General features: G+C 31.4%; 9 protein-coding genes and 1 pseudogene. 7 read left to right on the top strand and 3 right to left on the bottom strand.

The window, feature by feature from the left end:
* Positions 1-36: 36 nt before the first annotated feature.
* Entirely contained in the window at positions 37-1,812 is a 1,776-nt protein-coding gene (locus KA883_RS10470; protein WP_192959492.1) for an oleate hydratase, read from the bottom strand.
* Between the two features lie 516 nt (positions 1,813-2,328).
* On the opposite strand from KA883_RS10470, the gene KA883_RS13690 reads away from it, so the two are divergent.
* The 6 genes and pseudogenes from KA883_RS13690 (at position 2,329) to KA883_RS13630 (ending at position 7,025) form a co-directional block, all read left to right on the top strand.
* Positions 2,329-2,454 (top strand): hypothetical protein, encoded by a 126-nt coding sequence (locus KA883_RS13690; protein ID WP_264291841.1) that lies wholly within the window; start codon positions 2,329-2,331, stop codon positions 2,452-2,454.
* A gap of 305 nt (positions 2,455-2,759) precedes the next feature.
* Positions 2,760-4,610, top strand: a complete 1,851-nt coding sequence (locus KA883_RS10465) for a heavy metal translocating P-type ATPase (protein ID WP_192945746.1) — start codon at positions 2,760-2,762, stop codon at positions 4,608-4,610.
* 63 nt (positions 4,611-4,673) lie between these two features.
* Positions 4,674-4,910: a heavy-metal-associated domain-containing protein gene (locus KA883_RS10460; RefSeq protein WP_011867729.1), complete on the top strand. Its 237-nt coding sequence runs from the start codon at positions 4,674-4,676 to the stop codon at positions 4,908-4,910.
* A gap of 1 nt (position 4,911) precedes the next feature.
* Positions 4,912-5,463, top strand: a complete 552-nt coding sequence (locus KA883_RS10455; protein WP_192947499.1) for a Dps family protein — start codon at positions 4,912-4,914, stop codon at positions 5,461-5,463.
* A gap of 16 nt (positions 5,464-5,479) precedes the next feature.
* Complete coding sequence (locus KA883_RS10450) at positions 5,480-6,172, top strand: Crp/Fnr family transcriptional regulator (RefSeq protein ID WP_011867731.1); 693 nt, start codon at positions 5,480-5,482, stop codon at positions 6,170-6,172.
* Positions 6,173-6,270: 98 nt separating this feature from the next.
* A pseudogene (locus KA883_RS13630) lies at positions 6,271-7,025 on the top strand (ISL3 family transposase).
* Positions 7,026-7,514: 489 nt separating this feature from the next.
* Here KA883_RS13630 and KA883_RS13625 read toward each other — a convergent pair.
* Both KA883_RS13625 and KA883_RS10430 read right to left on the bottom strand, forming a co-directional pair.
* Positions 7,515-7,703: a hypothetical protein gene (locus tag KA883_RS13625; protein ID WP_226953612.1), complete on the bottom strand. Its 189-nt coding sequence runs from the start codon at positions 7,701-7,703 to the stop codon at positions 7,515-7,517.
* Positions 7,704-7,722: 19 nt separating this feature from the next.
* Entirely contained in the window at positions 7,723-8,868 is a 1,146-nt protein-coding gene (locus tag KA883_RS10430; RefSeq protein WP_192945743.1) for a globin domain-containing protein, read from the bottom strand.
* A gap of 99 nt (positions 8,869-8,967) precedes the next feature.
* Between KA883_RS10430 and KA883_RS13685 the strand changes: the two genes are divergently transcribed.
* Positions 8,968-9,102: a hypothetical protein gene (locus tag KA883_RS13685; protein ID WP_259409325.1), complete on the top strand. Its 135-nt coding sequence runs from the start codon at positions 8,968-8,970 to the stop codon at positions 9,100-9,102.
* The last annotated feature ends 2 nt before the right edge of the window (positions 9,103-9,104 follow it).

Here is a 9,104-nt window from a genome sequence, read left to right as displayed (position 1 = left end):
ATGCCTTTTAAAAGTTACTTTGCAACAGAACCACTTTTATAATAACTTATGTTTGCGTAATAATTCTTCAATGAATGTGCCATGTATTTTTTCCATCCCTTTTTTTAGAACTGAACGTTTAAGAAAGTTCTTATTAACTAATTCAGGTAATGATTTACGATCGTTTAATTGATAATAAGCATCCATAAGTACACGTACATCAAATTCAGAAGCATACACTTCAGGTACACCTCTGTCTACTTCTAATAATTGATATACAGCTTCCATAGCCGTACGTACAGAATATTCAGTTGTGAATACTGTATCACGTTCTGTTTCAGCAAAATTACCTATAAATGCTAAGTTTTTAGAGCCATTAGGAACAACCAATGGACGATCTTTGTATGCTCTTGGCATAAAGTAAGCTGTCACGTAAGGCATATAAACAGGAATCGTATTACATTCTGTTTGTGCCAATTCAACTAACTCATCTTGTGGCACTCCCATATGATATAACCACTCTTGGCATATTTCACTACCTGTACATTCAGTGATTGGTTTTTTAATAAAATCACCTTTGACGTCAGAGTACAATGCATATATCCATATACTGACTTGATTTTTAGGCTGCTCTTTAAATTGTTGCTGGCGGTTGACTGTAAAACTAAGTTGCCAACTAGAGTCAGCTACTGTTACAATCCCCCCTGTAACGGTACGACCAGATAACACATCTCGTTTACTTAACTTTTCAATATAAGAAATAACTTTTTTATTATTAGTTGTTGTTGTTGCAGATACTAGCCAACTTTTATTTGGAATATAATCACAGAATTTTTCAGGTCTTCCAAATTCTGGACTCTGATTAGCTAGATTCTTCCATAATGTCCAACTACCTCCCAATGCTTTCGTTGGTGGAGCAGGATGGTCATTATTCCCATAAGTTGAGCTTTCAGTAATACTACCATTTGTTACAAAAACAAGGTCATCTAAAGTTAAGGGTATAGACTCTGTTTTACCATTTTTGTTTATAAGAAGTTCTCGTGCAATTTTCTTAGATGATGTTGAATCGACCAATATATTGTCAACTTGAACACCGTATTCAAAATGCACACCATATGATTTAAGATATTCTATCATTGGCAATACTAAAGATTCATATTGGTTATATTTAGTGAATTTTAAAGCACTAAAATTTGCCAAACCACCAATATGGTGAACAAAACGCATAAGATATCGCCGCATTTCCATTGCTGAATGCCAAGGTTCAAAAGCAAACATCGTTTTCCAATATAACCAAAAATTAGAGTTTAAAAAATCTTCAGTGAAAACTTCGGAAATTTTAACATCTTCTAAATCTTCTTCTTTTTTCATGCATAAACTTAAAATTTCTTTAATTGCTTTTTTAGATAATGTGAAATTGCCATCGGTCTCAATACGTTTTCCTCCACTATAAATGGCTCTACATTTTGAATAGTTAGGATCTTCCTTATTCAACCAATAAAATTCATCTAACACAGATGCTTCAGGTTGTTCTAATGATGGAATACTTCTAAATAAATCCCATAAGCATTCAAAATGATTTTCCATTTCTCTACCACCACGTACAACAAATCCATGATGCTCCATATTAATACCGTCTAAACTTCCCCCTGAGATGTTTAATTCTTCTAAAATATGGATATTTTCACCTTTCATTTGCCCGTCACGAATTAAAAAACATGCTGCTGCTAGTGAAGCTAAACCTGATCCAATCAAATATGCTGATTTTTTATCAACGTTTTCTGGTTTTTTCGGACGCGCAAAAGCTTCATAATTACTGTTAGTATAATACATAAGAACATCACCCTTTTAATAAGTATAATCTCTCAATATTCCAATTCTTTATACTTTTAATATACGCCTCTGAGGATTAAAATACAAAAAATCATAAAATTTACTATTTTACTTTTATGATTTTTTGATTTTTTAGGTTTTTATTGTAATTTGTTAACATAAGAGTATATTGTGGTTTTCAGGATTATATTAAGGAGAAGTAACGATGAGTTTCAAAAAATTCATAATAGTTGATGGGGCAACATAAGGAAGACAAACCACTTTTCAAATTACTTTCTCTGGTTTTGATGTAGCAATTTATGAAACGAAGATTTACAAGAAAATAATTGGAATATTGTCCAAAGTAATGGTAATTCAGGTGAAGCAGATTTCGCTGATGACACCGTTATATTTTCTTCTTCTAATATTTTATCAATAACAACAGCTTATCAATATACATTAAATGAAGAAGAAACAGAAATAACATTTACACTTAATAAACCTAGTTATACTGGAAATAAATCAGAAGAAGTAGTTATGAAATATACTATTGAGAAAAAAGATAATGAATATTTACTTACTTTAATTAGTGATAGTTCAGAATATTTTGAAAAGAGGTTTACAATTATATTAATCCCTCAAGAATTAGAAAGTACAAGTTAAAAACAATAATAAAAATAAAACGGCTAGCATTGCGACTGCTAGCCGTTTAGAGAATAAGCTTAAGATGAATGAGCATTTGAGCTATAAAAAGGAATTAAATGCTAACAAAAATTATATGAAAGAGTAAATAGTCAATAATAAAAATAATTAGGTCATGAGTATATGTCCTAGTTATTTATATATATCTATCTGTTTAAGCCTAAATGTTATTCGCTATATTTATTAGATAAGATTGATATAGGTCAAGTTTATATTTCTTAAAAACGAATACACTATGGTTAAACTAAAGTGTAGGAGAGGTTTATATGCAACAGACTATTTTGAAACATAAAAATCATATTACTGTTATTAGTGGTTTACTTATTATTATAGGTTTTATTGCACATTTTATCTTTAGCAATATGGTTATCTTTAATAGTGCTTTTATAATTGCTTCTATATTGGGTGTTATACCAATCGCAATACAGGCTTATCAGGCTATGAAAGTAAAAGTAGTGAGTATTGATGTTTTAGTAACTATAGCGGTTATTGGTGCTTTCTTTATTCAAAATTACGAAGAGTCAGCTATTGTTACTTTCTTATTTTTATTTGGATCATATTTAGAACAGCGTACACTTAAGCAAACACGGTCTGCTATTAAAGAGTTGACGGAAATGGCTCCAGAGACTGCTTTTAAGCAATTGTACGACGGACAATTTGAAGAAGTAGATATTGATGAAGTAGAGGAAGGAGATATTCTCATAGTAAAAACTGGGGCTAAGATTCCAGTAGATGGTAGGGTAACTACTGGAAAAGGACATGTAAATGAGGCTAATATCACCGGTGAATCTTTACCTCTAAAGAAAGAGAAAGGTGATGAAGTATTTGCCGGTACCATTATGGATAATGGGACTATTCAAATAGTTGCTGATAGAATTGGGGAAGATTCTACATTTGGTCGAATTATTGAGTTAGTAGAAGAAGCACAAGATTCTAAATCGGAAGCTGAGCGATTTATTGACCAGTTCTCTCGTTGGTATACACCTGTAGTACTTATCATTGGGCTATTAGTTTGGGTATTAACTAAAGATACAGCACTTGCAGTTACTGTATTAGTACTTGGTTGCCCAGGGGCCTTGGTCATTGGTGTACCTGTTTCAAATGTCGCGGGTATAGGAAATGGTGCAAAGAATGGTATTTTGTTTAAAGGTTCTGAAGTGATTAGTCATTTTGCGAATGTAGATACAGTCCTATTTGATAAAACAGGTACCTTAACTGAAGGAAAGCCTGAAGTTAGCGAATTCGTTTACTATGGAAATGATCAAGAGGAGGATTTATCTTTATTATACTCGATTGAAAGGGAATCTGACCATCCCTTAGCTGTCGCTATTACAAATAAATTAGCGCAATATAAACTAAGACCTGTAGAGAGTACACAGGTTATAAAAGGTGGGGGTATAATTGCTCACGTTGACGGACACATTGTTGCAGTAGGGAATAAAACCTTAATGGAACAAGAAAGTATTCCACTATCTAATGATGTTCTTAAAGAATTAGATAAATTAGAAAGAGCCGGTAGTTCAATTGTATTAACGGCAGTTGATCGTCAGTTAATCATTTTAATGGAAATCCGTGACCAAGTTCGACCAAGCGTTAAACAAGACCTACAAAAATTAAAATCACTTGGTGTTAAAAATCTCATTGTATTATCAGGGGATAATCAAGGTACAGTTAATTTAGTTAAAAAGGAGCTAGGATTAACCGAGGCCCATGGCGATATGCTACCAGAGGACAAGCAAGCATTTTTAAAAGAAAGACAGTCTACTGGTGAAATTGTTGCTTTTATTGGTGATGGTGTGAATGATAGCCCTTCTCTAGCTATTGCAGGAGTAGGGATAGCTATGGGAAATGGGACAGATGTGGCTATTGAAAGTTCAGATATTGTTCTAATGAATTCCAATTTTAATCGTCTCCCCCATGCTTTAGGTTTAGCTAAAGGGACATACGCGAATATGCAACAAAATATTCTCATTGCTGTTGGTGTGGTGATAATATTATTGGGTAGTTTAATATTTAGTGAATGGATGTCTATGTCAATTGGTATGTTAGTTCATGAGGCAAGTATTTTGGTCGTTATTTTAAATGCAATGAGATTAAGAAGTTATCAATTAAGATAATTGATCCGTGTCAATTATTTTTAAAAAAATACCTTATATAATTTATTTAAAGGAGTGATAGATATGACTAAAGCAACATTAAAATTAGAAACATTAACTTGTCCATCATGTTTACAAAAAATTGAAAGTGGTTTAAAACAGACTGCTGGTGTAGAAAAAGATTCTGTAAAAGTGCTGTTCAATGCAAGTAAGGTAAAAGTGGATTTTGATGAAGAACAAGTCAATTTGAATACAATTGAAAAAGCTATTGAAAACTTAGGATATTCCGTTATTAGTTCAAAAGTAAAGGAAGGTGTATAAAATGACAACAGTAAATGAAAGACAAGAAAAATTAGCTGCTGAACAAGCCTATAAAGAACACATTCATCATACTAAGATTAATGCAGCAGCTGTTACAGATCATGTACTGGCTAATATTCATACCTTGCATGTAAAATTACACCAATATCATTGGTATGTAAAAGGCACAAATTTTTATTCATTGCATGAGGTATTTGAAAAACTATATAATGAAAATGAAACATGGTTTGATAAAATTGCAGAACGTTTACTATCTTCAGGATTTAAGCCAGCATCAACAACTACCGAATTCCAAAAATTTACAACGATTTCTGAAGATCTGTCTGAAAAATATTATTCTGCTGAAGAAATGGTCTTACAGTTAGTAGAGGATTTTAGATCTAACCGTGAATTTACCATTCGTGCAATGCGTTTAGCCCAAGAAGAAGCAGATGATGCGTTAGAGGATTTACTAATTAGTTATAAAGATTATTTAGATGTAAATATTTGGCAACTTCAAGCCTTTGTTAACAAGGATGCGCTAGAAGACGATGACTATATAGATAATGATTAATTAGGAGGAAAGTTGTATGGCACACCATCATCACCATAGTCATGTAGATTGTATACGTTTAGTTCCGATTTTTAACCACCTAAATGAAGAACAAATGAGTTTAATTGCACAATCAGCGCATGAAGTACATTATGAAAAGAATGCGTTGTTATTTGGAAGTGGTGATAAAGATGACACACTATATATCGTAAATAATGGGCGTGTACGTATTTATAACTTAAATGAATCCGGTCGTGAACAAACTGTACGCATACTAAATCCTGGTGATTTTATGGGAGAAGTGGCTATTTTTCAAACTGAAAGTTACCATTCTAATTATGCTGAAGCAATATCAGAAGTAAGTATATGTAGAATTCATAAAAAGGATATGAATGACTATTTAGATGCTTACCCAGAAATTATGAGAAGAATCCTATCAGACGTTACGAAACGTTTACAGGTATCAGAAAAGCAAACGATGCAGGTTGGTATGGAGCAAGTAGAGTCTCGTATTATTGATTTTCTATCAGAATACGTTGAGAATGAAGAAAATCATACTTATGTGACCTTACCAATGTCAAAGAAGGATCTAGCTTCTTATTTGGGTACAACTCCTGAAACAATAAGTCGAAAGTTTTCAGCATTGGAAGAAAAAGGTTTAATTAAACAACATACGCATAAATATATTGAGATATTTGATTTAGATGAATTATTATTTTCATCAAGTTAAAATGCCGAAAAAACCGTAAGAGGATAATACTCTCACGGTTTTTTGGGTATACAAAAAGGCCATGAAATCCTAAAATAAAGTAAATTACCACAATATACTTGAAAGCAGGAAACATTATAGAGGATCGAAAACAGCAGTCGTTAATTCGGTATTTCCATCGCTATTCTAAAGAAGCACGAGCTGCAGTAAAGACGATTTCAATGAACTTATATTCTCCATATATAAGTGTTGTTAAGGCTTTTTCCCTAATGCAAAAATTGTTATTGATCGTTTTCATATCGTACAATTACTAAATAATACAATTAACTCAATGTGGATTGCAGTCATAAATGAAATCAAAAAAAGTCGCCCTACAGATTATCGAAAACTAAAAAATCAATAGAGATTGATATTAAAAAATGCTGATTATCTCGATTTTTCAAACTATTATTATCATCGCCTATACCATGAAAAGATGACTGAGCAACGTATGGTAGATTATTTATTAAGTCTTTCTCCGAAATTACAACAAGCTTACCAAGTGATGAATGACCTTAAATTTGCGACAAAAACTAGAGACTACAGTTACTTATTAGCCACTTTACAAGATTTAAAGAAAGTCAGATTAAATAAAAAGGTAAGAAAAACGATTAATACACTGGAAAGATTCTTACCATATGTCGAAAATGCTTTAATTTATCGTGTTTCTAACGGTCCTACCGAAGGTATGAATAACAAGATTAAGTTAATCAAACGTACAGGATATGGCTACGCAAGCTTTAGAAATTTCAGAGCCAGAATTCTATTACAATTTAAACTGATCTTTAAACCATCTAATCCACTACCTGCGACTTTCCAACCAGTTGCAGCTTAAATATTAGACGATGACACTTGTTAGCTTTCATTATTAATTATCCAACTCTTGATCCGACTTTCTCGCCTAAGGGCGAGAAAAGGGTCATGCTTATCTTGAAAATAAACATGGCCTTTCAGTTATTAAAAATTTCATTTAAATCTTAACTGTGATTATTTACTTTTGGTCCCCAACACTATTTGACACAGAACCTTTCTAATTAATTATCATTTACGGTTTTAATTTCAACAATATCAGATAAAATTTGTATTCTATCTTCTTGCGTTAATACATTCATTATCTATCCCACCTTTAATAAAATCCCCCTATAACGGCCTTATAAAAATATTATTATATTAAAAAATAAAATAATATTTTATTACTATTTTATATACTTATAAACCTTTAAATTTTACAATGTAAAATTTAATTTTGGTCAGCTTGCTGGTGAATATTCCCAATTCCATTAGGATTTTTTCTAAAGAAAAAATAGCAGCTAGTTGATGGCCACTATTCATTAAAAAAATTAATTCTTTTTTTGAGTGTTAAGTATTTAAGTCCTAGAGCAAATACACTATATCCTAAAATTCCTTGTAACAAAGTTTTAAGTAAAGGTTTATGTGGTGTAATAAAATTAGAGATTAATGTACTTGTCATATATAAAGCAAATACTTTCAAATATCTAAAATTCAATTTCATTTAATACCCTTCTTTAAAACTAAATTTGAACACTTAAACGAGGAATAAATGTTTCAAAATGAACGCAGTTCATATCACAATTTAACTCTTTAAGTGAATTTATAATTGAATGTAAGAATTTTGTACCACCACAAATATAAATTTCAGACTGTTGACTTAAATATTGTTCTAGTTCTTTAGCTTCTAGATACCCTTCTTGGTCTTTTACATGTAAATGTAACTGTGCTTGTTCATGATTAGCTGTAATATCGTCAAGTTTTTGAGCAAATGGACGTTCATCTTCTGTTACAACCACTTGAATCATTTGAGTTGGAACGTTTAATGAAGCAGATTTTTTATACATTGAAACTAATGGTGTCGTACCTATGCCTGAACCAATAAATAATTGAGGTCTTTCGGGATTTTCTATTGAAAAAACACCAACAGGGGCAGATAAATTAATCATGTCTCCTTCTGATATTTCATCATGTAAAATTGTTGAAACTTCGCCTTCATGTTCAGTGGTAACATCACGTTTTACACCAAATACTAAGTATTTTTCATCTCCATCTACAATTGAATAATGACGTTTAGCTCTATATGGTAACTTTTCACTAGAAACATCTACTGTAATATACTGACCTGGTTTAAATTGACTTAAGTCATAGTCATCAGATTCAACTTTAAAAGATTTAATATCTTTTGTTTCTTGTTTAATTTGAGTAATTTGAAATGGTTTAAATCCATCCCATAGCATTTGATCATAAATATCTTTTTCTATCTCAATAAATACATCTGCAATATCTTCATAAGCTTTTGCCCATGTTTGAATTACTGGGTCATTACTTTTTAATCCTGTAACATCTTGAATTGCAGCAAGTAAATTTTCTCCTACGATTGGATAGTGTTCAGGATAGACTTGTAAAGCACAATGTTTATGTGCTACAGGCATAATTGCTGGTTTAATTGCTTCTAAATTATTGATATTCATTGCAGCAGCTAGTACAGCTTGCGCCAACGCTGAAGATTGCATCCCTTTTTTTTGATTCGTTTGATTAAACATGTTTAATAATTCAGGATGAGATTCAAACATTTTGGAATAAAAAACAGACGTAATTTTAGTACCTTTATCTTTTAATAAGGGTACAGTTTGTTTAATAATATCTTGTTCTTGCTCTGTAAGCATAATAAAACCTCCTCAATAAATATTATTGTATTATATACTATTTAAAGCAAAATATAAGGCTTGTATAATTGAATATTTTACTTGCTTAATGAATATTTTATGACATTTAATTATGATTATATTATTAAATGTAAGGAGGTTATTATAATGATTACTAGACAAGATATAGTAGCAGATGTTGTAACAGATTATCCTAAAACAGCAGATATATTTGGAGGTTCTGTTGCAAAGTAAAA

Origin of the sequence: Staphylococcus sp. GDY8P54P (genome assembly GCF_017892645.1) — a bacterium.
GTDB lineage: Bacteria > Bacillota > Bacilli > Staphylococcales > Staphylococcaceae > Staphylococcus > Staphylococcus ureilyticus.
This window is presented reverse-complemented; position numbering and strand designations above follow the sequence as displayed.

What these genes read in the sequence shown, in the direction of transcription:
- KA883_RS10455 (WP_192947499.1), top strand. Translation starts at nt 4,912, where the DNA reads ATGACAACAGTAAATGAAAGACAAGAAAAATTAGCTGCTGAACAAGCC.
- KA883_RS13685 (WP_259409325.1), top strand. Translation starts at nt 8,968, where the DNA reads ATGACATTTAATTATGATTATATTATTAAATGTAAGGAGGTTATTATA.
- KA883_RS10460 (WP_011867729.1), top strand. Translation starts at nt 4,674, where the DNA reads ATGACTAAAGCAACATTAAAATTAGAAACATTAACTTGTCCATCATGT.
- KA883_RS10430 (WP_192945743.1), bottom strand. Translation starts at nt 8,868, where the DNA reads ATGCTTACAGAGCAAGAACAAGATATTATTAAACAAACTGTACCCTTA.
- KA883_RS10450 (WP_011867731.1), top strand. Translation starts at nt 5,480, where the DNA reads ATGGCACACCATCATCACCATAGTCATGTAGATTGTATACGTTTAGTT.
- KA883_RS10470 (WP_192959492.1), bottom strand. Translation starts at nt 1,812, where the DNA reads ATGTATTATACTAACAGTAATTATGAAGCTTTTGCGCGTCCGAAAAAA.
- KA883_RS10465 (WP_192945746.1), top strand. Translation starts at nt 2,760, where the DNA reads ATGCAACAGACTATTTTGAAACATAAAAATCATATTACTGTTATTAGT.
- KA883_RS13625 (WP_226953612.1), bottom strand. Translation starts at nt 7,703, where the DNA reads ATGAAATTGAATTTTAGATATTTGAAAGTATTTGCTTTATATATGACA.
- KA883_RS13690 (WP_264291841.1), top strand. Translation starts at nt 2,329, where the DNA reads ATGAAATATACTATTGAGAAAAAAGATAATGAATATTTACTTACTTTA.